The sequence below is a fragment of the Streptomyces sp. NPDC096193 genome (assembly GCF_040302905.1).
Taxonomy (GTDB): Bacteria; Actinomycetota; Actinomycetes; order Streptomycetales; family Streptomycetaceae; genus Streptomyces.
Genome location: NZ_JBEOSJ010000020.1, coordinates 77240 through 100258, shown reverse-complemented (window position 1 = coordinate 100258; position 23019 = coordinate 77240). Strand labels below are relative to the sequence as shown.

General features: G+C 71.5%; 22 protein-coding genes and 1 pseudogene. 10 read left to right on the top strand and 13 right to left on the bottom strand.

The window, feature by feature from the left end:
* Nucleotides 1-240: 240 nt before the first annotated feature.
* The 4 genes from ABTX78_RS26110 to ABTX78_RS26095 form a co-directional block, all read right to left on the bottom strand.
* Nucleotides 241-1419, bottom strand: a complete 1179-nt coding sequence (locus ABTX78_RS26110) for a glycosyltransferase (protein WP_352209224.1) — start codon at nucleotides 1417-1419, stop codon at nucleotides 241-243.
* Nucleotides 1416-2540, bottom strand: a complete 1125-nt coding sequence (locus ABTX78_RS26105) for a glycosyltransferase family 4 protein (protein ID WP_352209223.1) — start codon at nucleotides 2538-2540, stop codon at nucleotides 1416-1418. The genes ABTX78_RS26110 and ABTX78_RS26105 overlap by 4 nt, the downstream gene beginning before the upstream one ends.
* 94 nt (nucleotides 2541-2634) lie before the next feature.
* Nucleotides 2635-4053, bottom strand: a complete 1419-nt coding sequence (locus tag ABTX78_RS26100) for a HEAT repeat domain-containing protein (RefSeq protein WP_352209222.1) — start codon at nucleotides 4051-4053, stop codon at nucleotides 2635-2637.
* 255 nt (nucleotides 4054-4308) lie between these two features.
* Nucleotides 4309-4701, bottom strand: a complete 393-nt coding sequence (locus ABTX78_RS26095) for an ankyrin repeat domain-containing protein (protein ID WP_352209221.1) — start codon at nucleotides 4699-4701, stop codon at nucleotides 4309-4311.
* Between the two features lie 299 nt (nucleotides 4702-5000).
* Here ABTX78_RS26095 and ABTX78_RS26090 point away from each other — a divergent pair, with 299 nt between their 5' ends.
* Nucleotides 5001-5195: a hypothetical protein gene (locus ABTX78_RS26090; RefSeq protein ID WP_313947538.1), complete on the top strand. Its 195-nt coding sequence runs from the start codon at nucleotides 5001-5003 to the stop codon at nucleotides 5193-5195.
* Nucleotides 5196-5246: 51 nt separating this feature from the next.
* Nucleotides 5247-6851 carry an ATP-binding protein gene (locus ABTX78_RS26085; RefSeq protein ID WP_352209220.1) on the top strand — a complete coding sequence of 535 codons (1605 nt, stop codon included), beginning with the start codon at nucleotides 5247-5249 and terminating at the stop codon, nucleotides 6849-6851.
* A gap of 27 nt (nucleotides 6852-6878) precedes the next feature.
* Here ABTX78_RS26085 and ABTX78_RS26080 read toward each other — a convergent pair whose 3' ends face one another.
* A complete protein-coding gene (locus ABTX78_RS26080) occupies nucleotides 6879-8378 on the bottom strand; it encodes an SCO1417 family PLP biosynthesis transcription factor (RefSeq protein ID WP_352209219.1) in 1500 nt (499 codons plus the stop codon).
* Nucleotides 8379-8477: 99 nt separating this feature from the next.
* Here ABTX78_RS26080 and yczE point away from each other — a divergent pair, with 99 nt between their 5' ends.
* The 4 genes from yczE (at nucleotide 8478) to ABTX78_RS26060 (ending at nucleotide 11921) form a co-directional block, all read left to right on the top strand.
* Nucleotides 8478-9134 carry a membrane protein YczE gene (gene yczE / locus ABTX78_RS26075; RefSeq protein ID WP_502993962.1) on the top strand — a complete coding sequence of 219 codons (657 nt, stop codon included), beginning with the start codon at nucleotides 8478-8480 and terminating at the stop codon, nucleotides 9132-9134.
* Nucleotides 9131-9895, top strand: coding sequence for a glycerophosphodiester phosphodiesterase family protein (locus ABTX78_RS26070; RefSeq protein ID WP_352209217.1), 765 nt, complete (start codon nucleotides 9131-9133; stop codon nucleotides 9893-9895). The genes yczE and ABTX78_RS26070 overlap by 4 nt, the downstream gene beginning before the upstream one ends.
* A gap of 38 nt (nucleotides 9896-9933) precedes the next feature.
* A complete protein-coding gene (locus ABTX78_RS26065) occupies nucleotides 9934-11280 on the top strand; it encodes an MFS transporter (protein WP_352209216.1) in 1347 nt (448 codons plus the stop codon).
* Nucleotides 11281-11546: 266 nt separating this feature from the next.
* Nucleotides 11547-11921, top strand: a complete 375-nt coding sequence (locus tag ABTX78_RS26060; protein ID WP_003959706.1) for an RNA polymerase-binding protein RbpA — start codon at nucleotides 11547-11549, stop codon at nucleotides 11919-11921.
* A 240-nt stretch (nucleotides 11922-12161) separates the two neighbouring features.
* On the opposite strand, the gene fxsA is transcribed toward ABTX78_RS26060, so the two are convergent.
* The 4 genes from fxsA to ABTX78_RS26040 all read right to left on the bottom strand — a co-directional run bounded on the left by fxsA (nucleotide 12162) and on the right by ABTX78_RS26040 (nucleotide 16229).
* Nucleotides 12162-12740 carry an FxsA family membrane protein gene (gene fxsA / locus ABTX78_RS26055; RefSeq protein ID WP_352209215.1) on the bottom strand — a complete coding sequence of 193 codons (579 nt, stop codon included), beginning with the start codon at nucleotides 12738-12740 and terminating at the stop codon, nucleotides 12162-12164.
* 90 nt (nucleotides 12741-12830) lie between these two features.
* Nucleotides 12831-13622 carry a polyprenol monophosphomannose synthase gene (locus ABTX78_RS26050; protein WP_352209214.1) on the bottom strand — a complete coding sequence of 264 codons (792 nt, stop codon included), beginning with the start codon at nucleotides 13620-13622 and terminating at the stop codon, nucleotides 12831-12833.
* 516 nt (nucleotides 13623-14138) lie between these two features.
* Nucleotides 14139-15779: an amidohydrolase gene (locus ABTX78_RS26045; protein WP_352209213.1), complete on the bottom strand. Its 1641-nt coding sequence runs from the start codon at nucleotides 15777-15779 to the stop codon at nucleotides 14139-14141.
* 9 nt (nucleotides 15780-15788) lie between these two features.
* The gene (locus tag ABTX78_RS26040) at nucleotides 15789-16229 is read right to left on the bottom strand and encodes an Lrp/AsnC family transcriptional regulator (RefSeq protein ID WP_313947529.1); all 441 of its coding nucleotides are present in this window, start codon (nucleotides 16227-16229) and stop codon (nucleotides 15789-15791) included.
* Between the two features lie 203 nt (nucleotides 16230-16432).
* On the opposite strand from ABTX78_RS26040, the gene ABTX78_RS26035 reads away from it, so the two are divergent.
* Entirely contained in the window at nucleotides 16433-16840 is a 408-nt protein-coding gene (locus tag ABTX78_RS26035; protein ID WP_352209212.1) for a hypothetical protein, read from the top strand.
* Nucleotides 16841-17159: 319 nt separating this feature from the next.
* On the top strand, nucleotides 17160-17456 hold the full coding sequence (locus ABTX78_RS26030; protein WP_352209211.1) for a hypothetical protein: 297 nt from the start codon (nucleotides 17160-17162) through the stop codon (nucleotides 17454-17456).
* A gap of 60 nt (nucleotides 17457-17516) precedes the next feature.
* Here the strand turns inward: ABTX78_RS26030 and ABTX78_RS26025 are convergent, their stop codons facing one another.
* Nucleotides 17517-18689, bottom strand: a complete 1173-nt coding sequence (locus tag ABTX78_RS26025; RefSeq protein WP_352209210.1) for an acyl-CoA dehydrogenase family protein — start codon at nucleotides 18687-18689, stop codon at nucleotides 17517-17519.
* A 380-nt stretch (nucleotides 18690-19069) separates the two neighbouring features.
* On the opposite strand from ABTX78_RS26025, the pseudogene ABTX78_RS26020 reads away from it, so the two are divergent.
* Nucleotides 19070-19372, top strand: a pseudogene (locus ABTX78_RS26020) (glycosyl hydrolase family 18 protein); the annotation flags it as partial.
* Between the two features lie 122 nt (nucleotides 19373-19494).
* Here the strand turns inward: ABTX78_RS26020 and ABTX78_RS26015 are convergent.
* From ABTX78_RS26015 to ABTX78_RS26005, 3 genes are all read right to left on the bottom strand, one after another.
* Complete coding sequence (locus ABTX78_RS26015; protein WP_502993961.1) at nucleotides 19495-20163, bottom strand: TetR/AcrR family transcriptional regulator; 669 nt, start codon at nucleotides 20161-20163, stop codon at nucleotides 19495-19497.
* A 60-nt stretch (nucleotides 20164-20223) separates the two neighbouring features.
* Nucleotides 20224-20367, bottom strand: a complete 144-nt coding sequence (locus ABTX78_RS26010) for an SCO1431 family membrane protein (protein ID WP_313947523.1) — start codon at nucleotides 20365-20367, stop codon at nucleotides 20224-20226.
* Nucleotides 20368-20488: 121 nt separating this feature from the next.
* Nucleotides 20489-21883 (bottom strand): C39 family peptidase, encoded by a 1395-nt coding sequence (locus ABTX78_RS26005; protein ID WP_352209208.1) that lies wholly within the window; start codon nucleotides 21881-21883, stop codon nucleotides 20489-20491.
* Nucleotides 21884-22059: 176 nt separating this feature from the next.
* Here ABTX78_RS26005 and ABTX78_RS26000 point away from each other — a divergent pair, with 176 nt between their 5' ends.
* Nucleotides 22060-22692 (top strand): uridine kinase family protein, encoded by a 633-nt coding sequence (locus ABTX78_RS26000; protein ID WP_352209207.1) that lies wholly within the window; start codon nucleotides 22060-22062, stop codon nucleotides 22690-22692.
* Nucleotides 22693-23019 lie beyond the last annotated feature (327 nt).

The following is a 23019-nucleotide window of genomic DNA, read 5'->3' as shown; positions in this document are numbered from 1 at the left end:
GTGCCGGGCGGACGATGACGCCGGAGCCCGGCAGTTCGGGCGCGGGGGCGAGGTCCGGTACGGGGTAGACCTCCGCGCCCGCGACGATCGCCGTACGCCCCGCCCCGGTCGGGTCCGCGGTGGCCGTCGTCGGTTGCGGGGAGGCTGCCGTCAGATGCCGGGTGGCTGCTGTCGGGCCCGGGGAGGCTGCTGACGGGTCGTCCTTCGACTCGTCGGCGAGCGCCCCGGCGGGCGAGGCCGTCATACCGTCACTCCCTCTCCGAGGACGTGCGGTGCGGGCCGGCCGGTCGGCCGGACCGCCGGGGCTTCCAGCGCGTCGAGGAAGGCGGTCACCGAGCGCTGCCAGTCGAAGAGCTCGGCGCGCGCCCTGGCCGCCTCGCGGCGTTCCCGTTCCGGGCGGGCCAGCAGCACCTGTACGGCCTGGGCGAAGTCCCGCGGGGTGTCCTCGGCCGCCGCTCCCGCGTCGCCGATCACCTCGGGCAGCGCCGAGGAGGCACTCGCGACGACGGGGGTTCCGCAGGCCAGTGCCTCCAGGGCGGAGAGCCCGAACGTCTCCGCGGGGCCGGGGGCGAGACAGATGTCCGCCGCCGCCTGGAGGTCGGCCACGGCCTCGCGGTCCCCGACGTATCCGAGGAACTCGGCCGGCAGCCGCTCCGCCCGTGCCCGGCGGATCAGAGAGGTCCGCAGCGGGCCGTCGCCGGCGACGACGAGCGTGGCCCGTACGCCGCGCCGGCGCAGTTCGGCGAGGGCGTCCAGTGCCATGCCGGGGCGCTTCTCCACCGAGAGCCGGGAGCAGAGCAGCAGCAGCACCTCGGCCCCGGCCGCGTGCTTGGCCCGCAGGACCGTGCTGCGCCGGCCGGGACGGCAGTGGACCAGGTCGACGCCGAGAGGCGCGCGTACGACGTTGCGTGCCCCGATGCGGACGAACTCGCGCTCCGCCCACTCGGTGGTGCACACGATCCGCGAGTACGCCCAGGCACTGCGGCGGTTCAGCCGGTCGGCGGCGCGGGCCGAGACTGCTTCGGACAGGCCCCAGGTGCGCAGTACCCCGTCCGCGGTCTCGTGGGAGACCATCACGGAGTGGACTCTGTGGCGCCGTGCCCACTCGCCGGTCCACCGCAGGGTGGTCCGGTCGGAGACCTCCAGCCGGTCGGGTTTGATGCTGTCGAGCACCTCCCGCAGGCGTCGCTTGGCGGCGAGTACGCGGTAGCCGCCGGTGCCGGGTATCTCGGGTCCGGGCAGGGTGATCACCCGGCCCTGCGGGGTCATCCGGTCGCTCTCCACGTCGCCGGGCACGATCAGCACCGGCTCGTGGCCGGCGGCGAGGTAGCCCTGGCCGAGTTCGCGCAGCGCGGTGCGCAGGCCCCCGGAGGCGGGGGTGACGAAGTTCGCCAGTCGTACGATCCGCAGCCCGCTCATGCCGCCACCGCCGTCCGGGCGCCGAGGACCTCGGCGTAGTGGTCGAGCAGGGCGTCGCCGATCACGGCCCAGGTCCGTCCTTCGACGGCGGCCCTTCCGGCCCGGCCGTAGGCGGCCCGCAGCTGCGGGTCCGCGGCGAGGGTGGCGACGGCGGTCCGTACCGCGTCCCCGTCCCGCGGCTCGACGAGCAGGCCGGTGCGCAGGTGGTCGACGAGGTCGAGCGGTCCGCCCGCGGCGGGCGCGATGACGGGAACGCCACTGGCCATGGCCTCCTGCACGGTCTGGCAGAAGGTCTCGTACGGTCCGGTGTGCGCGAAGACGTCCAGCGACGCGAAGATCCGGGCGAGGTCCGCGCCGGTCCTGCGGCCGATGAAGACGGCTCCGGGCAGCGCGGTGCGCAGGGACGGCTCGCTCGGGCCGTCGCCGACGACGACCACCCGTACCCCGGGTGTGGCGCAGGCCCCGGCGAGGAGTTCGACGTGCTTCTCGGGGGCGAGGCGCCCCACATAGCCGACGATCAGCTCGCCGTTCGGGGCGAGGCTGCGGCGCAGCTGCTCGTCCCGCAGTTCCGGCCGGAATCGTGCGGTGTCCACGCCGCGTGGCCACAGCCGCACCCTCTCGACCCCGTGCTCCTCCAGGTCCCGCAGGGCCGCGGTGGAGGGGGCGAGGGTGCGGTCGGCCGCGCTGTGCACGGTGCGGATGCGCCGCCAGGCGGCGTTCTCACCCGCTCCGACGTAGGTACGGGCGTAGCCGGCGAGGTCGGTCTGGTAGACCGCGACGGCCGGCAGCCCAAGCTTGGACGCGGCGGCCATGCCGCGTACGCCGAGGACGAACGGGCTGGCCAGGTGGACCAGCTCGGCCCGGTGGGCGGCGATCGTCGCCGCCACCTTGCGGCTGGGAAGCGCCACCCGCACCTGCGGATAGCCGGGGAGCGGCAGGGAGGGCACGCGCACCACGGGGCAGGGCGCGCTCTCGTCGGAGCCGTCCGCCCCGGCGACCGCCGGGGCTATGACGAGGGGGTCATGGCCGCGCGCGGCGAGATGCCGGGCGGTCTGCAGGGCGCAGTGCGCCACACCATTGACGTCTGGCGGAAATGATTCGGTGATGATGACGACTCGCATACCCGTGTTGTCGTCTGGCCCGGGGTGGCTGCGACAACGTGGATCTTTCCGCTTGTGGAACGTCCCATGAGCGTTTGTGGCGGCGTCCCTAATGTCACACGGCGGGCATGTCCGGGCCGATTCTGCTCCGTACGGCCGTTTGTACCTCGGCCTCCTCGGCCGGATCGGCGGCCAGCCGGCGCAGCCTCTCGGCCACGCGGACGTCACCGGTCTCGGCGTGGAGGGCCGCGACTTCCCGGGTGGTCTCCTCGCAGTCCCACAGGCATTCCACGGCGAATCCGGTCGGGAACGAGCCATCGGTGCAGGCCAGGGCGCGGGCGGCCCTGCCGCGCAGACAGGAGGACGCGGTCTCGCGGTAGATGTGGCGCAGGACGGGCGCGGCGCAGGCGATGCCGAGCCGGCCCGCTCCGTCGACGAGGGTCCACAGCAGCGGGGCGTCCGGGCCGTCGGCCCGCACGGTCTCCCGCAGTGCGCCGAGGACCAGCGTGGCGTCCTGGGTGGTGCCGCGGCAGGCGAGGACACCGGCGGCGGAGGCGCCGAGGGCGTCGGGCCGGTGGACCCAGCCGCGGGCCCGGTCCACGGCTTCGTCGCCGCACATCCGCTCGAACGCGGCGACGGCGGCCTCGGCGACCGTCCGCGAGCCGGTGCCGACGGCGGCCTCGATCAGGTCGAGGACGGCGGGGTCGCGTGACTGGGCGAGGTAGTGCAACGCGGCGCAGCGGGCGCCGTCGGCCCCGTCGCGTGCGGCGGCGAGGATGGCGGGCCGGTCCTCGGAGCCGGCCACGGCGGACAGACATCGGGCGGCGGGCACATGCAGTGCGGCGCCGCGTTCGACGCCTTCGTCCGCCCAGTCGAAGACGGCCTGGACGCTCCAGCCGGGCCGGGGCCCGGACGGTCGCATCTGGCGCTGCCAGCGGTCGAAGGAGCCTGCCTCCCGGGCCGCGCGGACCCGCGCGCCGACGTTCTCGCGCCGGTCGTCCGCCCACAGCCGCCACGGCCGGGGTTCGAAGGCGTCGCGGACGGCGGCGGCCAGTTCGGCCTCGCCCTCGGGGGTGGCCGGGAAACGGGCGAGGACGGGGGCCGCGAGGGCGCGCAGGCCGGCGTCGTCGTCGCGCAGGGCGAGTTCGTCCAGGGCCCACGCCCAGTTGGCGCCGGTCGCGGCATAGCCGCGCAAGAGCCTGAGGGCGTCGGTCCTGCCGTAGGAGGCGAGATGGCCGAGCACCGCGAGCGCGAGGCCGGTCCTGGACTCGTCGGTGTCGAGGTGGTCGTCGGTGTCGCTCAGGTGCCGCTCGATCTCCTCGAGACCGCCGTGGAGGTCGAGGTAGAGGCGGGCGTAGTACAGGGAGCGGTTCTCGACCTGCCAGTCGTGGCGGGGGTCGTTGAGCACGCAGTGGTTGAGGGCGGCGAGCGCTTCGGCGCGCGGCGCGGCGAGCGCGTGCAGCGTGCCGTCGCCGCGGCCCCTCTGCAGCAGGCCGAGCAACGTGCCGCTCGGCGCTATGACTGGATCGAACATGGGGAGAGCCTCACATCAAGCTGTCGACGCAACCGGGGAAATCCGGGAAAGGGGATGCCTAGGCCGCGCAGCAACATGTAGGGCCGCCCGTCGTCGTCTTCCGCTTGGTGTAGACCATCGTCCTGCCTCTCGTCGGTGGCCCCAGGGGAACTCCCGGATGAAGTCCGGGATAGGGCCCGACGTCATGATGACCCACCCATTTCGCCACCGCGACCACATTTACGGCGTCCCTCCCGGCGGCCTTCCGGCGGCCGGTCACCGGCCGCCGAAGAGCTCCAGGAGCTCTGTCTTCCCAAACATCTGCGCAGTATCCACGGCGGAGGGCATCCCGGCGGAAGGATCCGCTCCGCCGGCCAGCAGAACGCGGATGACTTCGTCCTCGCCCTTGAAGACCGCGCCGGCGAGCGGGGTCTGGCCGCGGTCGTTGGGACGGTCCGGCTCGGCGCCGCGGGCGAGCAGCGCCTCGACGGCGGAGGCGTGGCCGTGGTAGGCGGCGAGCATCACCAGGGTGTCGCCGCGGTCGTTGGTGAGGTTCGCGGGCACACCGGCGTCGACGTACGCGGCGAGCGTTTCGGTCTCGCCCTGCCGCGCCAGGTCGAAGACCTTGGTCGCGAGTTCGATCACCTCGGGGTCCGGGGCTTCGCTCATCGGACGGACCGCCTCTCACTTCGTTGACCTGGGGCGCACGGCAGGGACAGCCGTACGAGTGAATCGTCAGAGTACTGCCCGGCGACCGGGACGGAGCGCCCTGCCCGAGGCATGGATCACCCACGAGGGAGGCACTGTGCCGTGCGAGCGCGGAGTGTGCCCCTCGGGTGGAGAGCCGACGTCCGCCAGTGGAGTGAAATCCTGAGATTTTCACCCATTTGCACCTTTTATCGCATAGATACTTCCTGTCAGGTTGGAAGTACTCAAGGTGACTGTCCCCTCACCCAGGAGAACTCATCATGATCCTGTCCATCTCAGGCGTCGTGCTGCTGCTGATCATCGTCTTCCTGTTCTTCAGGAAGGACGGCCTCAAGGCGTCCCACGCCGTCGTCTGCACCCTCTTCGGCTTCTTCCTCGCGGGCACCGCCATCGCCCCCAGCATCAAGGCCGGCAGCCAGAGCCTCGCCAGCCTGCTGGGCGGGATCAAGTTCTGACCACTCCCGCCCCTTCGGTACATCCGCATTCAGCACCCCCAGGAGACCCACGTGGCCCGGCGACCACTCCCCCGCATTCTGAGCAGCGGAACAGCGCAGATCGCCCGGAGCCGGGAGATCGCGCGCACGGCCGCCGACAACGCCACGGACGTACTCCATCCGCTGATCACGGTCTCGCGTGGTCTGCGGAGGCTGGCCGGACTGACCCGGCTGCGGTGGGCCGCCACACCCAAGGAACGGCGTGGTCCCACCCTGTTCCTGGTCGCGGGCGGCGTCCTGGTGGTCGCGCTCATCCCGTACGGGCCGCTGCTGGCCCTCATCTCGGTGATGGCCGCGGCCGCCTGGAAGGGGCGGATGCCCGAACCGGTGAAGACGGGGCCCGACGAGGCGGAGATCGGACGGCTCAAGGCGCTCTACGAAGCCCTGGTGCCCTACTTCTCGGTCCCCGACGACCCGGCCCCGCTCTTCGCCCACGGAGGCGACTGGTCAGGCGCCTTCAGTGAGTACGCCTTCGACGAGGACGGCCGTCTGACCCGGCTGCACATCGCCTACCCGGCGTACTTCACGGACGGCGAGGCGGAGTCCCGCGACCGGATCGAGCAGCTTCTGCACGCCAAGTCGGGCCGCGGCCGCGAGTACCACTTCACCTGGGACGAGGAGGGCAACCGCCTCGTCATGAGCGTCCTGCCCGCGCTGTCCACCGCCATCGCCGCCCAGCGCTTCGTCACGGTCCCCGGCGAGACCGTGCTGGGCTTCACCGACGAGGGTGCGGTCCAGCGCACCGTGCCGGTGGCCCACGGCGAGGAGACACGGGACGCACCGCCGGTGATCTGGCGTACGGGCCCGCGCTCCACGGAGCCGCATCTGCTGGTCGTCGGCGAGTCGGGCAGCGGCACCACGACCCTTCTCCGGTCCATCGCCCTCCAGGCGCTCCAGCACGGCGACGTACTGATCGTCGAGGGCAGCGGCACCGGTGAGTACGCCTGCCTGACCGGACGCTCCGGCGTGCTGGCCGTCGAATGCGGACTGGCCGGGGCGCTCGCCAGCCTGGAGTGGGCGGCGCACGAGACCGAGCGCCGCCTGATCGCCGCGAACCGCGCCCGCCAGGCCGGGCGATCCGCGCCCGAGGACACCAAGCGGCCGCTGTGGATCCTGGTGGACCGCCCGAGCATCTTCGGCCACCTGGCCGCGGCCGACGGGGACACCGAGCCCCAGCAGCTGCTCCAGGTGCCGCTGCGGCACGGCCGCGCCGCCCAGGTCACGGTCGTGGTGGCGGAGCAGTTCGACAGTCTGGACGCACTGACCGAGACCGTACGGACGCACACCCGCGGCCGCGTGGTGCTCGGCCCCGCGACCCCCGAGCAGATCAGCACCGTGCTCGGGAAGACGCCGCACACCACCCCGCGGCCGGACGTCCCGCCCGGCCGCGGTTACGCACGGCTCGGCACCGGACCGGTGCTGCGGCTCCAGGTGCCGGCGACCCCGGACCCCTACGACGACGCGACGAGCGAGGCACACCGCCAAGCGGTGCTTGAGCTGCTGCCCGAGCACATCGACGGGCGGGCGCCGGACGAGCCCGCGGAGCCGGTGAACGGGCTGAAGAAGGCGGAGAAGGCCGAGGCCGGGGCGCCCGACCCGGTTCCGGCCGAGGGCTGACCCCGGCCCGGACGGCGCCGGGAGAGATCAGGCGACGAAGGTGCGCGGCGTCTCCGTGCCCGCCTTCGCTCCCGCCTCCACCAGCCGCGCGGCAGCGGCCAGCCGCGCTGCCGCCTCGTCGGCCACCGGCCCACCGACCGTGAACGGCAGACGGACGAAACCTTCGAAGGCCCCGTCCACTCCGAAGCGCGGCCCCGAGGGGACGCGCACCCCGACCCGTTCGCCGACCTCGGCGAGCCGGGAGCCGGACAGCCCGCCGGTGCGCACCCAGAGGGTGAGACCGCCGCTCGGGACGGCGAACTCCCAGTCCGGCAGTTCCCGGCGCAGTGCGGCGACCAGCGCGTCGCGGTTCTCCCGGGCCTGGTCGCGCCGGATGGAGACCGCCTGGTCCCAGCCGCCGGTGCGCATCAGCCAGTTCACGGCGAGCTGCTCCAGGACCGGGGTGCCCAGGTCGGCGTAGGCGCGGGCGGCGACGAGCGAGCGGATCACATCCGGTGCGGCCCGCACCCAGCCGATGCGCATACCGGCCCAGAAGGCCTTGCTGGCCGAGCCGACGGTGAGCACGGTGCTGCCCGCCGGGTCGAAGGCGCAGACGGGCCGCGGCATGTCGAGACCGTCCTCCAGATGCAGCTCGGACATCGTCTCGTCCACGACGAGGACCGTGCCGGCGGAGCGGGCCGCGTCGACCAGCCGGCGGCGCTGGTCCTCGTCCGCGAGCGCGCCGGTGGGGTTGTGGAAGTCGGCCACGACATACGCGAGCCGGGGTGCCGCGTCCCGCAGCACCTGCCGCCACCGCGGCAGGTCCCAGCCGCCCAGCCCCTCCTCCATCGCCACGGGCACGAGACGTGCCCCGGCCTCGCGCATCAGCTGGAGGATGTTGGCGTACGAGGGCGACTCGACGGCCACTCGCTCCCCGCGCCCGGCGAACAGATGGCAGATGGCGTCCATGGCACCCATCGCGCCGGTGGTGACCATGATCTGTTCGGGCATGGTCGGGATACCGCGCTCGGTGTAGCGGTCGGCGAGCATCTGCCGGAGGGCGGGGAGGCCCGCCGGGTAGTCGCCGTGGGTGTGGGCGTACGGCGGCAGTTCCTCCAGCGCTCCCTGGACACCTCGGGTCAGCCACGGCTCGGGCGCGGGCAGGGCGGCGCAGCCCAGGTCGATCATGGAGCCGAGCGACTCGGGCGGCAGCGGCTCCAGGCCCCGCGCGGGCAGCGGGTTCCCCGCCGGTACGGCGGTCCAGCTGCCCGCACCCCTGCGGGACTCGAGGAAGCCCTCGGTACGCAGCGCCTCATAGGCGGCGGCGACCGTGGTGCGGCTGACGGAGAGGGACACCGCGAGTTCGCGCTCCGCGGGGAGGCGGGCGGCGACGGGGACCCTGCCTTCGAGAACGAGCAGCCGGATACCGTCGGCGAGGGCCCGGTAGGCCGGCGGCTTACGGGTCCCCGGGCCGGCGGGACGCGGCTGCTGGGCGGTGAGCTGCCGGGCGAGCTGGGCTGCGCCCACCGCAGAGGTCCACTGCGTCATGGAAGTCAGTCCACCTTCATCGAATTGGCCATGGTTGCCGTGTGTGGCATAGCCACAGAGTGTCATGGGTCAGTCCACCATCACCAGAGGGGCGTCATCGTGACGGGGAAGTCCGCGCATCTCACTCGCCGGCTGTCGCAGCTGTACATCGGTCTCACCCTCTACGGCGTGAGTGCGGCACTGCTGGTGCGCGCCGGGCTGGGACTCGAACCCTGGGGGGTGCTGCACCAGGGCCTGGCGGAGCGGACCGGTCTGACCATGGGCGTGGTCTCGATCATCGTCGGCGCCGTGGTGCTGCTGCTGTGGGTGCCGATCCGGCAGCGACCGGGCCTCGGCACCGTGTCGAACGTCTTCGTCGTCGGTCTGGCGATGGACGGCACGCTCGCGCTCGTCCCGGACGCCCACGCCCTGCCCGTCCGGGTCACGCTCCTGGTCGCGGGCATCGTGCTCAACGGGGTGGCGACCGGGCTCTACATCGCGGCACGGTTCGGACCGGGCCCGCGCGACGGTCTGATGACCGGTCTGCACCGGCTCACGGGACGCTCGATCCGACTGGTGCGTACGGCGATCGAGGTGGCCGTCGTGGCGACGGGCTTCGTGCTGGGCGGCTCGGTGGGCATCGGCACCATCGCCTACGCCCTGGCCATCGGCCCGCTCGCGCAGCTTTTCCTGCGCGTCTTCGCCATCTCCGATCAGGACGCAAGCAGCACGGTCGTCGCCGGTTCGACACCCGGACCGGCGATACTGCGCAAGTGAACCGTGTACTCCACCCCTATCTCGACCACCCCTCCGTCCTGCCTTTCGCCCATCGCGGCGGCGCGGCGGACGGGATCGAGAACACCACCGCAGCGTTCCGCCGTGCGGCCGATCTCGGCTACCGCTACTTCGAGACGGATGTGCACACCACGGCCGACGGCAAGCTGGTGGCCTTCCACGACTCGACGCTGGACCGGCTGACGGACGCCGAGGGCCGGATCTCGGACCTCCCGTGGAGCGAGATCCAGCAGGCGAAGGTGGCCGGCAAGGAGCCGCTGCCGCTGTTCGAGGAGCTGCTGGAGGAATTCCCCGAGGCCCGCTGGAACATCGACATCAAGGCGGAGCCCGCGCTGGTGCCGCTGGTGGATCTCGTGCGCCGGGCCGGCGCCTGGGACCGGGTCTGCATCGGCTCGTTCTCCGAGGGCCGTGTGGCCCGGGCGATGCGCCTCGCGGGTCCGCGCCTCGCCACGTCCTACGGCGTGCGGGGAGTGGTGGGCCTGCGGCTGCGGTCGTTCGGCATTCCGGCGGCGGTACGGATGGGCGCCGTGTGCGCGCAGGTACCGGAGTCCCATGGCGGGGTACGCGTGGTGGACCGCCGCTTCGTGCAGTCGGCGCACGCCCGGGGTCTTCAGGTGCACGTCTGGACCATCAACGACGCGGACCGGATGGCAGCGCTCCTGGACCTCGGAGTGGATGGCATCATGACCGATCATCTGGAGACGTTGCGCACGGTACTGACCGACCGGGGAGTCTGGGTCTGACCCGCGCGTCTGCACCACGGACGAGCCAGGGGGCGGGCGTGACGACCGACATCGCGGCGGAGACGACGGGGGCGGGCGACCGCCGGCGCGAGCAACGCGGCTGGTACTTCTACGACTTCGCCTGCTCCGTCTACTCGACGAGTGTGCTCACCGTCTTCCTCGGCCCCTATCTGACGTCGGTGGCGAAGGCCGCGGCCGACGCGGACGGCTTCGTCCATCCCCTCGGCGTCCCGATACGCGCGGGATCGGTGTTCGCCTACGCGGTCTCCGCGTCCGTGGTGCTGGCCGTGCTGCTGATGCCGATGGCGGGCGCGTGGGCGGACCGGACGGGGCGGAAGAAGCCGCTGCTGGCCGTGGCCGCGTATGTGGGTGCGACGGCCACGACGGCCATGTTCCTCGTGGGCGGCGACCGCTATCTGCTGGGCGCGTTTCTGCTGGTCGTCGCGAACGCCTCGCTGTCCGTCTCCATGGTCCTGTACAACGCCTATCTGCCGCAGATCGCCGAGCCGGACGAACGCGACGCGGTCTCGTCGCGCGGCTGGGCCTTCGGCTACACCTCCGGCGCTCTGGTCCTGGTGCTCAATCTGATCGTCTACTCGGGCCACGAGTCGTTCGGCCTCTCCGAATCCGCCGCCGTACGGATCTGTCTGGCGTCGGCCGGTGTGTGGTGGGGCGCCTTCACGCTGGTTCCGCTGCGGCGTCTGCGGGACCGGCGGATCGCGCCGAACGGCGAGGGGGCGGTCGGATCGGGCTGGCGGCAGCTGGTGGCGACCCTCAAGGACATGCGGAAGCATCCGCTGACGATGTCGTTCCTGCTGGCGTATCTCGTCTACAACGACGGCATCCAGACGGTCATCTCGCAGGCCTCGATCTACGGCTCCGAGGAGCTGGAGCTCGACCAGACGACCCTGATCGTCGCGGTTCTGCTGGTGCAGGTGCTGGCCGTGGCCGGTGCTCTCGGAATGGGACGGCTGGCCAGAACGCACGGGGCCAAGCGGACGATTCTCGGGTCGCTCGCAGTGTGGGCCGTGATCCTGGCGGGCGGGTTCTTCCTCCCGGCGAAGGCTCCGGTGTGGTTCTTCGCCCTCGCCGCCGCGATCGGGCTCGTCCTCGGCGGCAGCCAGGCCCTGTCGAGGTCGCTCTTCTCACACCTGGTCCCCCGCGGCAAGGAGGCGGAGTACTTCTCGGCGTACGAGATGAGCGATCGCGGCCTGAGCTGGCTCGGACCGCTGGTCTTCGGCCTCGCGTACCAGCTGACCGGGAGTTATCGGGACGCGATCATCTCTTTGGTGGTCTTTTTCGGGCTGGGTTTCGTGCTGCTCGCCCGGGTACCCGTACGCCGTGCGGTGGCAGCCGCGGGCAACCCCGTGCCGGACCGGATTTAGACGTTGAAGTGAAAGGCCGGTAGTGTACGCCTTTGGCCTGCCAGGCGGACCGTTACTGCGAGCTGAAGAAGTGAAATCACTGGGTGACACTTCCTGTCAGATGTGACAAACCGGGCACTGGTGGGTACCCCAACCAATGGGATACCAGCGGCACGACGGGCGACGCATGACCCGGAACGGGAATCTTTACCGCCGACCGGACGTTGACCGGATGACGACGACAGCGACACCTGTCCTGTGGGCGACAAGCCCGGGAGGCACGATTCATGAGTGAGCGAGCTCTCCGCGGCACGCGCCTCGTGGTTACCAGCTACGAGACGGACCGCGGCATCGATCTGGCCCCGCGCCAGGCGGTGGAGTACGCATGCCAGAACGGACATCGGTTTGAGATGCCGTTCTCGGTCGAGGCGGAAATTCCCCCGGAGTGGGAGTGCAAGGCGTGCGGCGCCCAGGCACTCCTGGTCGACGGGGATGGCCCCGAGGAGAAGAAGGGCAAGCCGGCGCGAACGCACTGGGACATGCTCATGGAGCGGCGTACCCGCGAGGAGTTGGAGGAGGTGCTGGCCGAGAGGCTGGCCGTCCTGCGCTCCGGTGCCATGAACATCGCCGTGCACCCGCGGGACAGCCGGAAGTCTGCCTGATCCGCCTGACCGCGTACACCGCATCGCACCATCTGGCGCCACCTACAACAGCATGACGCACGACAAGAGCCGCGGGCCGTTTCACCGACCAGGTGAGACGGCCCGCGGCTCTGTTGTGTCCGGGGTCCGCAGGACGGCGGCGTTCGGGGTCAGCAGGACGGCGGCTCAAACTCGGAGCGGGTGCGCACCGGGCCACACGCACGCCACCCGCGAACCCGCCGCGCGCCAAAAGGGTGCCGCTCAGGGCGTGAGCGGCGGCCTCGGGCCCTCGTCCTGGTACCCGCCGGACTGCTGTCCCGCGTCCTGGCGGATGACTTCACCCTGCACAATCTTGCCGTCGGGGCGGTGAATACGGGCCTGCTGGAAGGCGTCTCCCAGGCTGCCGGGGTCCGCCGCCCGCATCCGGCGCTCGAGGGACCGCTCCGCGCGGCGCCCGAGGTACGAGCGGACGGGCGGGACGAGCAGGGCCAGGCCCACCACGTCGGAGATCAAGCCGGGCAGCATGATCAGCAGCCCGCCGAGCATCAGGAAGCCGTTGCCGGTGCTGCCGCTCTCCGGGGGCGGCGCCTGGCCGTTCTGCTGCCTCTGCACGGTCTCGGTGAGGTTGCGGAAGGCCCTCCGTCCGGCGCGCTTCACTACGGCGCCGCCGACGATGCCGGCGCCGATCAGCAGGGCGAGAACGGTCAGCCCGCCGGCCGCCCCGGCGACGAGGGTCAGCAGCCAGATCTCGAGCACCAGCCAGGCGGCAACAGCGAGGGGAATCAGGTTGCGGGCGCGTGAGCGCTTGGGGGCTGTCGGGGGCATTGCGCCGGTCGTCATGCTCCCAGTGTGCCTGGGCGCCCGCCGGAGTGGCGTAAGCGGGTGATCAAGAAGATCGCGGTACGGACGGGAGGGGCACCACCGTCGCCGCTACGAGGATTTGCGGCCGAGGAGACGATTCGCCCGGTCGCCGACACCCCACGCGGTGACGCGCCACAGCGCCTCGACGACGATGTCGCGGTTCATCTTGGAGTCGCCCAGCTCCCGCTCGACGAAGGTGATCGGCACCTCGACCACGTGGTAGCCCTCGGCCACCGCGCGGCGGGCGAGGTCAACCTGGAAGCAGTAGCCCTGGGAGGCGACGTCGCCGAGTCCGAGGCCCTTGAGGGTGTCGGCCCTGAAGGCGCGGAAGCCGCCCGTGACGTCGCGGATCGGGACGCCGAGGAGGAGGCGGGAGTAGGTGCTGCCGCCGCGGGACAGAAACTCGCGGTACTTGGGCCAGTTGACGACCCGGCCGCCGGGGACCCAGCGCGAACCGAGCACCAGGTCGGCGCCCTTGAGGGCGGTCAGCAGACGGGGCAGTTCCTCGGGCTGGTGCGAGCCGTCGGCGTCCATCTCGATCAGGACGCCGTAGTCGTGCTCCATGCCCCAGGCGAAGCCGGCGAGGTAAGCGGCGCCGAGGCCTTCCTTGCCCTTGCGGTGCAGGACGTGCACCTGCTCGTCGTGGCCCGCGAGCTCGTCCGCGATCTTGCCGGTGCCGTCGGGGCTGTTGTCATCGGCGACGAGGATGTCCACGTCGGGCACGGCCTCGCGCACCCGGGAGACGATCGCCTTGATGTTCTCGGCCTCGTTGTAGGTCGGGATGATCACCAAGGATCTGCCGAGCGGTTCGTACCGCCTCCCCTGGGCTTCGCCTTGGGTAGACCCAGCGCCGTCGTTCACTGCTGCCCCTTAATGTCCGTGCACAGAGCCCCACCATAGCGATCGTGCGGCGGGAGGCTGCGGCGGCACGGACCTGGGGTGTCGGGTGCCGTGCGGCGGGGAGAGGCAGCGGGTGCGGATCAGGGCCCGGCGTCCTTCGGGCCGACCTGGGACCCGCTGGCTGCGGGTCGACCGAGAGCCGTTGTCTACTGAACGCCGGGCCCTACCCGGGTCACACCTGCCGGCCGGCTGAATCCTTCCCTCGCCCCCGAGGCGCGGGCGCTGAACCTGGCTCCCAGTGGCAGGGCACCGGTGCGGTGCTCTGCCCCATGGCCCAGCGGCGTTCGACGACTGGGAGAAAGTTCTCCGGCCGGACGTCCTGTGGTGGACTCGGCCGAACCTACCGGCCGGTGGGCGCTCCGTGTCAACAGTCGTGCGATCTGCGCGATTTGCCCAATTTCCCGGGCCGGAGACGAAGATCCGCAGGTCGTGGCCGAACCTCGGAAGCACCGGTCGGCGGTACGAAATGTCCGTACGTCACTCTTTCGGCCGCTCAAAGATCGTTTGTCCAGATACCACCGTTCGCAGACAGACCGGCAGCTCGGTGCCGGGGGTGAGGTCGGGCAGGCCGGGGGTGCCGGAGCGCGGGTCCGTCGACCAGCGGGCTACCCGGTCGTCCGGCGCCTGGACGATCAGTTCGTCGGTGTGCCACAGGGCGTAGTCGGCCGGCGCCCCGGGGACCAGGACGCCCGCGTCATCACGCCCCACGGCCCGCCAGCCGCCCCGGGTGTGGGCGGTGAAGGCGGCCCGTACGGACACCCGGTGCTCGGCGGTGCGGTGGAAGGCCGCGGCGCGGATGGTGCCCCAGGGGTCGAGCGGCGTGACGGGGGCGTCGGAGCCGAGGGCGAGCGGGACGCCCGCGCGCAGCAGGGCGGCGTACGGGTTGAGGGTGCGCGCCCGCTCCACACCGAGCCGCTCGGCGTACATGCCCTCGTCGCCGCCCCAGGCCGCGTCGAAGGCGGGCTGCACGGAGGCGGTGAGGCCGAACTCGGCGAAGGCGGCGATGGTTTCGGGCGTCAGCATCTCGGCGTGCTCGACGCGGTGTCTGGCGGCGCGGACGCGGGCGAGGCCGAGCGTGTCGGCGACGGCCCGGATGCCGTCCACGACGGTGGTGAGGGCGGCGTCGCCGATGGCGTGGAAGCCGGCCTGGAGCCCCGCCTCGGTGCAGGCGGCCACATGGGCGGCGACGGCCCCGGCGTCGAGGTGAGCGGTTCCGGTGTGGTCGGCGTCGGCGTAGGGGGTGTGGAGGCAGGCGGTGTGGGAGCCGAGGGAGCCGTCGACGAAGAGATCGCCGGCGGCCCCGGCCGCTCCGAGTTCCCTGAGGCGCAGGGCGTCCTTCTCGCCGGCCACGCGTTCGGCCCAGTAGCCGACGACGCGCGGCACGTCTCCGCCGCGGGCGAGTGCGAGCAGACCGGCGAAGTCGTCCTCGTCCGAGATGTCGGGACCGGCGCACTCGTGCAGGGTGCCGATGCCGAGGGACGCGGCGTGGTCGAGCGCGGCCCGCTGGGCGGCCTCGCGCTGGGCCGGGGCAACGGCCGCGTGCGCGGCGGCCCGCACCGCGTGGTGGGCGGCGCCGGTGAGCGGCTCGTCCGGGTGGTAGCCGGACAGACCGGTCACCGAGGGGACGAGGTCGAGCAGCGCGGTGGTGACCACGGCGGAGTGGACGTCGATACGCGGCAGATAGAGCGGTCGGCCGCCGGCCGCCTCGTCGAGTTCGGCGCGGGAAGGGTGACGCCGTTCCGGCCAGCGGGCGCTGTCCCAGCCGTGGCCGAGGAGGACGGCAGCTCCGGGGTGCGCCGCACTGTGCTCGCGTACGAGACGCAGGGCGTCGGCGAGGGTGGCGGCGCCGGAGAGGTCGAGCCCGGTGAGCGCGAGGCCGGTGGCCGTGGTGTGCACATGGGCGTCGGTGAACGCCGGGGTGACGAGGGCCCCTTCGAGGTCGACGATCTCGTCGACCCCGTCGGCGAAGCCGTCGGCCGCCCCCTCGGAGCCCACCCAGGCGATGTGGCCTCGTTCGACGACCATCGCGGTGGCGAAGGGGTCGGCGGGGCTGTGGACTTCTCCGCCGCGCAGCAGGACGGTGCGGTCTTCGGCGCGGGGGGCGGTGCTCTCGGTCATGGGACCAGCCTAGATACGCGGCGGGCGTGCCTCGTACGGGGTCGACAGCACGACCGTGGTGCGGGTGGAGACGCCGGAGAGGGTGCGGATGCGGGCCAGCAGGTGCTCGAGGTCGTGCGGGGTGGAGACACGGACCTTGAGGATGTAGTTCTCGTCGCCGGCGACGCTGTGGCAGGCCTCGATCTCCGGGACGTCCGCGAGTCGTTCGGCGATGTCGTCGGGGGCGCTGGGGTCGAACGGTTTGACCGAGATGAACGCGGTGATCGGGAGCCCGACCGACTCGGGGTCGACGACCGCCGCGTATCCGCGGATGACGCCGCGCTGTTCGAGACGGCGGACGCGCTGGTGCACCGCCGATGTGGACAGGCCGGTGGCCTTGCCCAGGTCGGTGTAGCTCATCCGCCCGTCCTTGACGAGCAACTCCACGATCTGACGATCCAGCTCCTCCATGCGGATCAACCTAATTGCCCAGGTGGCTTCCGGCACAGCCGAAAGAGGCATGCGAGGGCACCTGCGGGGGGCATGTGACGAACACCACAGCCCCGGCGGCGCCTCCGCCGTGACCGCACGGTTACCTGCCGGGCGCGTGGGGAAGTGCTTGCTGTGGTCGAGGCCGCACGTGCCTGGTCGGCCCACCCGAGGGGGAGATCTCCATGCAGAGTGTCAAGAACACCGGCCGTACCGAACCGGAGCCCGTTGATCCGGCTGAGCCCGCCGAGATGGACGAGCTGGACGCGTACGACACCTACGAGATGTACCGGGTCATCTGCCCGGACTGCGTGCAGCCGATCGCGCTGCTGGCCGACGAGGACGTCCTTCCGGAGCACGCGCTGTGCCCGACTCCGTGGAACCCGTTCGGTCTCACCGTGTGCACCGGCACCGGCCGGCCCGCCTCGCAGGCGAGCGCCGCGGACGAGTCGCTGGAGGTCCAGGAGCAGGACACCGCACTGCTGTTGACGCTGCCTCAGGGCCTGGACTGGCGGATGCAGCCCTTCTCGCACGTCGGCGGCCCGGGCTCGCGTCCGGTGCGGATGCCGTCGATGCGCAGCCGCCGCGCCTGAGGGCGTCCCGGCAGGATGTCGTAACGCGCAGTCCCTGTCGGGCAGTTCGGGCTGCGCGCTGCCGACGGCTGAGTCCCGCCCGACCACGCCGCCGGTCTCCGGCGCTCGTACGGCCGCGAGCTGGAGCCGAACGCGGCCCCGGTTCACAGGAGTTGCTCCACCGCGCCCGGTTCCCGTCGTGAATTGGTGGCGTGAACGCGGTACTTGACGGGACCGGGCCTGCGCGCTCCGTCCGTCCGCTCTCCCCCCGCGTGCTTACGTGGGGACCACCTGCGGGCCGCTTCGGGCGCGGCCCACTGCCGGTGGAAGGAGCTGACGGATGACGCACAGACGGACGGCCACGGTGCTCGGTGCGCTCGCGACGGCGGCGGCGCTGACGCTCGCGGTTCCGAACTCCGCGTACGCGGCCCGGGGCACGCTGATCATCAACCGGGACGCGTACGAGAATCCGAGCGGGTGCTACCCGGTCACCTGGTTCCCGTCCTCGATCACCAACAGGACCGACGCGACGGCCACCGTGTGGACCGGATTCGACTGCCGGGGGACCGTCGACGCGATCGTCCACCCCGGCCGGACCCACTACACGGAGATGGCGGGCAGCGTCTCGATCCGCTGACGCGGCCGAACGCCCGACGGCGCCGGGGACCGCCCGGGAGCGGTCCGCGGCGCCGTCGGTTCAGCGGGTCTCGGGACCGGCCAGGTGGCGCGCGATGACCATGCGCTGGATCTGATTGGTGCCCTCGACGATCTGCAGGACCTTGGCCTCGCGCATGTAGCGCTCGACGGGGAAGTCCATGGTGTAGCCGTAGCCTCCCAGCACCTGCACGGCGTCGGTCGTCACGCTCATCGCCGTGTCCGTGCAGAAGAGTTTCGCCATGGCGGCCTCACGGGAGAACGGGCGTCCCGCGTCCCGAAGCCGGGCGGCCGCCAGATAGAGCGAACGGCCCGCCTCGATCCGGGTGGCCATGTCGGCCAGCATGAAGCGCAGGCCCTGGAAGTCGGCGATGGGCCGGCCGAACTGGAGGCGGCCGGTGGCGTACGAGACGGCCTCGTCGAGAGCGGCCTGCGCGACGCCGATGGCGCACGCGGAGATGCCGAGTCGGCCGGAGTCCAGGGCCGAGAGCGCGATCGCGAAGCCCTGTCCCTCGTCGCCGATGCGGCGGGCGTCCGAGACCCGGACTCCGTCGAAGTTGATCTGGGCGGTGGGCGAGCCCTTCATGCCCATCTTCTTCTCGGGCGCGGCCGCGTTCAGACCGTCGGCGTCCCCGGGCACCAGGAAGGCCGTGATGCCGCGAGCGCCCTCCCCGCCGGAGCGGGCGAGCACGGTGCAGAAGTCGGCGATCCCGCCGTGCGTGATCCAGGCCTTCGTGCCGGTGATCACCCAGTCGTCGCCGTCGCGGACGGCCTTGGTGCGCAGGGAGGCGGCGTCCGAGCCGGACGAGGGCTCCGACAGGCAGTACGCGCCGAGCAGTCCGCCGCCGAGCATGGCGGGCAGATAGTCGCTCTGCTGCTGCTTGCTGCCGTATCCGGCCAGTGCGTGGCAGGAAAGGGAGTGGACGCTGACGCCGAGACCCACGGTGAGCCGGGCGGCGGCCAGCTCCTCCAGGACCTGGAGATAGACCTCGTACGGCTGGTCCCCGCCGCCGTACTCGCTGTCGTAGGGAAGGCCGAGCAGACCTGACTGGGACAGGAGGGTGAAGAGCTCGCGGGGGAAGTGTCCCGCCTCCTCCTCCTCGGCCGCCCGTGGAGCGATCTCCCGCTCGATGATGTCGCGCACCAGGGCGATGAGATCCCTGGACTCCTCGGTGGGCAGTTGACGTTCCACCGGCTGCGGGGCGCGGTCGGGCATGGCGGCGCTCTCCTCCCTGTCGGGCGATGCGGCGGTCGCGCGCGAAGGGTGTGTGCGCGCCGCCGGGTCTTCCTGCCAGGCCGATGCTGCCTTTCCGGATCACGGATGGGGCTGGACGGCGGCTGTGGCGGGTTGAGTATGCCCGATCAGCGGACTTCCGTCACGGGTGGAGCCGTCCGGCCCGGCCCCCGTTCCCCTGCGGGGGAACCAGGTCCGAACCATTGACCCAATGGTCTAGTCCTTCTGTCGTTCCCGCAACGCGTACCGCGTTCCCCGCACCGCCGCGCTCCGCGCGACCCTGCTGACGGGTGCCCACGCCGCCGCCGCGGGCGAAAGCGCCCCACAGGAGAAGTCGGCGGCGACGGCCGCCGCCCCGGCACGGCATCGGCTTCTACGGACGCGGCTGGACGGGCGTGCCCCGGAAGGCGCCCGGCGGCACGGCGACGGGACCCGCGCCCGGCACGTACGAGCCCGGTATCGACGACTACAAGGAACTGACGAAGTGCCCGGCGAACGGGACGGTCGCCGGCACCGCGTACGCGCGCTGCGGGAACCAGTGGTGGAGCTACGACACCCCCGCCACCATCACCGGCAAGATGGACGACAAGAGCCGGCAGGGGCTGGGAGGCACCCTCTTCTGGGAGCTCAGCGGCGACACCGCCAGCGGGGAGCCGATCAAGGCCGGCAGCCAGCCGGAGGAGAACGGTCAGCGGGGCGGGGAGCCGGTCGGGCTTCCCGCCCCGCTGACAGGTCCGGACGCACCCGGTCGGGCCCGAAACCGCCCCTCAGACCCGAAAGACCCAGGTCAGGCCTGGACCACGGTGTCCTGCGGATACGGCGGCGGCACGTGTTCGCGCGGTGGCTGCGGGCACTTCGGCTCGAACTCCTCGATGGTGCCGAGAGTGGCCCGGAGCTGGCGCATCAGCAGAGCGCAGACGATCTCCCGCTCCAGCTCCTGGTGCGCGAGCCAGTCCAGCGTGATCTGCTCGACGCTGCTGAGCCAGCCGAGCAGCGCGAGGCGGGCGATCATGGGGATGTCGCGTCTGCCGTAGGCACCCTCGGCGATGGTGGCGATCAGTTCCTCGCGCACCGCCCCGCGTATGGACTGCACTTCGGTGTCGAACCCGACGCCGCCGGTGACGATGGTGCGGAAGGCTGCCTCGTGGTGCTGGGCGTAGCGCAGATAGCCCTCGACGGTGCGCTGCACCCGCTGGGCGCGCGGCAGTTCGGTGTCGCTCGCCGCGCCGGAGACGAGATCGGCCACCGAGTCCTCGATGATCGCGAGGTAGTAGCCGCGTTTGCTCTTGAAGTAGTAGTAGATCAAACCCTTGGCCACACCGGCGTGTTTCGCGATGTCGTCCATCGACAGCGCGTCGTAGGAAGTGTCGGCGAACAACTTCCGCCCGGTTGCGATGAGTTCAACGCGGCGCACCTGGGATCGTTCGGTCGCACCGCGTTGTTGACTATTATTCAAATTGCGCCCTAGTCTCCAACTGCCACAGGATTCCCGCAGTATGGCAGACCTGCGCAGCGGCTAGATCAGGCCGATCTGGGTCACGAGCATGGCGAACACGACGACGAGGGTCCAGCCGAGAATGTGCTCGAGGAGGTTCGAGTCCTCGTCGGGGCCGCCGGTACGGGTCCGGACGCGGTCTGCGGTGGTGGCGGAAGAAGTCATGGGGCATCTCGCTCGGTCGGCTGACAGGTGTACGTCCCCCCGGGTGACCCGACCACAGTGCCAAAGACCGGGACCCGAGGGTAGAGACGTACGTCACTGCCCCCGGGGCCCGGTCGGCGCCTCAGTGGATGCCGAAGGCCTCCAGAGCCTTGCGCTGAGCGGCCGTCGGGCCCTCCGGCCAGTAGAGGTAGCAGACGCCCCCTGTGCCGGAGGACACGTTCCCGCTCGCGTTGTACCGCTTTGTCCGCAGCCAGATGTTCTCCCACTCGCGGCGGCGGTAGACCCTGCGTACGGCCGCGTTGTCCGGCGACGCGGGGTCGTTCGCGATCACATCGCCCGCGGCTGTGAACCCGATCACGGTCATCAGATGACCGGCGGTGCCGTAGCCCGCCCCCGTCAGCTCCTCCTTGAGGAACGACTGCGACGTCATGGCCGGGATGCCCGCGCGCACCAGCGTCTCCAGGTCGGCGAGCGAGGACAGCCGGGTGACGACCGCGTTCATCTCCGGGTAGGTCGCCGCGTACGCGGCGTTGAACGGCCAGTTCCCGCAGCCCTCGTACTGGTGGTCGAAGGTGAAGCGGGCCGCGTGGCAGACCTGCGGATCGGCGAAGGCCGGGTTGACCCAGGCGAGGTCCGCGGGGGACGGCTTCCGGCCCCAGTACTCGATGATCATCTGAGAGGAGGTGGGGCTGCACCAGGCCTCGCCGCCGTTGTCGTACTCGGGGTACTGGCCGACGTGCGTGTTCTGCGAGTAGCGCGGCACGGCCAGCTCGCGCGCGAGCTTCGGGGTGGAGGCCGGGACGGTGAACCGGTCGGGAACGTCCGAGGCCATCGCGCCGAGCCGCCGGACCGTGGGCGTCAGGCCGGAGCCTGGCCTGCGGTGGAGCCTGACGCGCAGCTGGTAGGTCGCGAGGCGCAGACCGCTCGCCGCGTCGTCGATCGAGAAGGTGTCGGTCCAGATGGAGGCCTTGCCGTCGGACTGACCGTCGACGGAGGTCCGCCGGATGTCGCCGTCGCCCGCCGCCCAGCGCCCCATCACGAACCAGGGGCTGACGGTGCCGTCGGAGTAGTGGCCGCGCAGGTCGACCTGGATCCACGTGCCGGGCGGCGTGTGCGCGTTCCAGGAGGCGACGAGCTCCGTCGCGGGCACCGCGGTGCGGTGGACCGGGGAGGTCCAGGTGGCGTACTCCCAGGCGGCGGTCTTCCCGGTGTGCGGGTCGGTGTAGTCGACACGGCCGGCGGGTGCGGCGATCACGACGCCGGGACGGCTGCCGTCGACCGCCCTGGTGCCTGCGAGGGTGCCACCTCGCCAGTCGGTGTACGTCGCCCAGAACTGGTTGTCGACGAACGGAATCGTTCCTGCACCGTTCCGAGCCGCGGCGGCGTTCACGGCACCTCTTCGCGCCCGGGGTGCGGTGGCCGCGGCGGCCGACGAGGACAGGACGCCCGCTCCCGCCGCTGCCGCGAACGCGGCGCCGAGCACGGTTCTGCGGGAAGTGGAAGTGGCTCTGGCCATGGGGCTCCCAAGTCGGTGCCTGCAGTGGGCCCACTATTACGGGTCCCTGCCAAGTTCTGCCAGCATCCCGGCATCGCGTCGCGCCACCAATATCGGTCTTGTCCTTTGAAAGTTCTGCGGGCCGGCGCATAGGGAGTGACCTGCGGCATTCCACCGCGCCCTCGTAAGGTGGCCGAATGGACGACCTCGAACAGCTGGCACCGGTCCTGCGGGCGCTGCCGCCTTCCTGCGGGCCGGTGCGGCTGATCGCCGTGGACGGCCACGCGGGGTCGGGCAAGAGCACCTTCACCGCACGGCTCGCGGAGGCCCTCGGGGGCGGAGTGCCGGTGCTGCATCTCGACGACCTGGCGAGCCACGAGGAGTTCTTCGACTGGACGCACCGGCTGCTCCGCCAGGTACTCGCCCCGCTCTCGCGGGGCGCGGAGGCGCGCTACGAGCCGTACGACTGGGACCGGCGGCGGTACACCTCGGCGCGGACGCTCGAACCGGCGCCCATAGTGCTGGTCGAGGGCGTCGGCGCCGGCCGGCGGGCGCTGCGCCCTCATCTGGCATGGCTGTTCTGGATGGACAGGGACGCCGACGGGTCCTGGCAGCGGGGCCGTCTGCGCGACGGGGATGCGCTTTCGGCGTTCTGGGACGACTGGACGATGGCGGAGACTCGCCATTTCCTGACCGACCCCTCGTATTCATTCGCGAATTCGCTGGTACGCGAGTGTTCCGAGGGATATGAGGTACTGCCGAGGCCTTCTGCGACAGCACGATTGAACGGAATCATCACAGAGGGTAACCGGATTTCACCCCCATATTGAGCAGTCGTAAATCCGCCTCAAGAGTGCTCCAACTCTTCTTGACCGACGGGGCGTACAGGTCTTACGTTCTCAATGTGCGGCTTTCCGGAGTCGCCGCGGACGCGAAGCCCCCGGTTGTTCCCCCGTGATCGGGGGCTTCGTTCTGCCCCTCTCCCCCACTTCACCGGCGCGACAGCCCGCCTTCGCTCACCCAGGGTCACCGCCAATGGATCATTTGTGGTGCCCTTAGGCCCAACCCCTCTGCGCAGGTACGATGCACCTCGGTGGGGTCAATTCCCGTCCTCGGCAAGGCGGTTCAGTGCATTGCCCACGGTCGCCCTCCCGGCG

Bases quoted from the DNA above. Each gene is read 5' to 3' on its own strand.
- ABTX78_RS26110 (WP_352209224.1), bottom strand. From the start codon at position 1,419: ATGAGCGGGCTGCGGATCGTACGACTGGCGAACTTCGTCACCCCCGCC.
- ABTX78_RS26105 (WP_352209223.1), bottom strand. From the start codon at position 2,540: ATGCGAGTCGTCATCATCACCGAATCATTTCCGCCAGACGTCAATGGT.
- ABTX78_RS26100 (WP_352209222.1), bottom strand. From the start codon at position 4,053: ATGTTCGATCCAGTCATAGCGCCGAGCGGCACGTTGCTCGGCCTGCTG.
- ABTX78_RS26095 (WP_352209221.1), bottom strand. From the start codon at position 4,701: ATGAGCGAAGCCCCGGACCCCGAGGTGATCGAACTCGCGACCAAGGTC.
- ABTX78_RS26090 (WP_313947538.1), top strand. From the start codon at position 5,001: ATGATCCTGTCCATCTCAGGCGTCGTGCTGCTGCTGATCATCGTCTTC.
- ABTX78_RS26080 (WP_352209219.1), bottom strand. From the start codon at position 8,378: ATGACGCAGTGGACCTCTGCGGTGGGCGCAGCCCAGCTCGCCCGGCAG.
- ABTX78_RS26060 (WP_003959706.1), top strand. From the start codon at position 11,547: ATGAGTGAGCGAGCTCTCCGCGGCACGCGCCTCGTGGTTACCAGCTAC.
- fxsA (WP_352209215.1), bottom strand. From the start codon at position 12,740: ATGACGACCGGCGCAATGCCCCCGACAGCCCCCAAGCGCTCACGCGCC.
- ABTX78_RS26045 (WP_352209213.1), bottom strand. From the start codon at position 15,779: ATGACCGAGAGCACCGCCCCCCGCGCCGAAGACCGCACCGTCCTGCTG.
- ABTX78_RS26040 (WP_313947529.1), bottom strand. From the start codon at position 16,229: ATGGAGGAGCTGGATCGTCAGATCGTGGAGTTGCTCGTCAAGGACGGG.
- ABTX78_RS26035 (WP_352209212.1), top strand. From the start codon at position 16,433: ATGCAGAGTGTCAAGAACACCGGCCGTACCGAACCGGAGCCCGTTGAT.
- ABTX78_RS26030 (WP_352209211.1), top strand. From the start codon at position 17,160: ATGACGCACAGACGGACGGCCACGGTGCTCGGTGCGCTCGCGACGGCG.
- ABTX78_RS26025 (WP_352209210.1), bottom strand. From the start codon at position 18,689: ATGCCCGACCGCGCCCCGCAGCCGGTGGAACGTCAACTGCCCACCGAG.
- ABTX78_RS26010 (WP_313947523.1), bottom strand. From the start codon at position 20,367: ATGACTTCTTCCGCCACCACCGCAGACCGCGTCCGGACCCGTACCGGC.
- ABTX78_RS26005 (WP_352209208.1), bottom strand. From the start codon at position 21,883: ATGGCCAGAGCCACTTCCACTTCCCGCAGAACCGTGCTCGGCGCCGCG.
- ABTX78_RS26000 (WP_352209207.1), top strand. From the start codon at position 22,060: ATGGACGACCTCGAACAGCTGGCACCGGTCCTGCGGGCGCTGCCGCCT.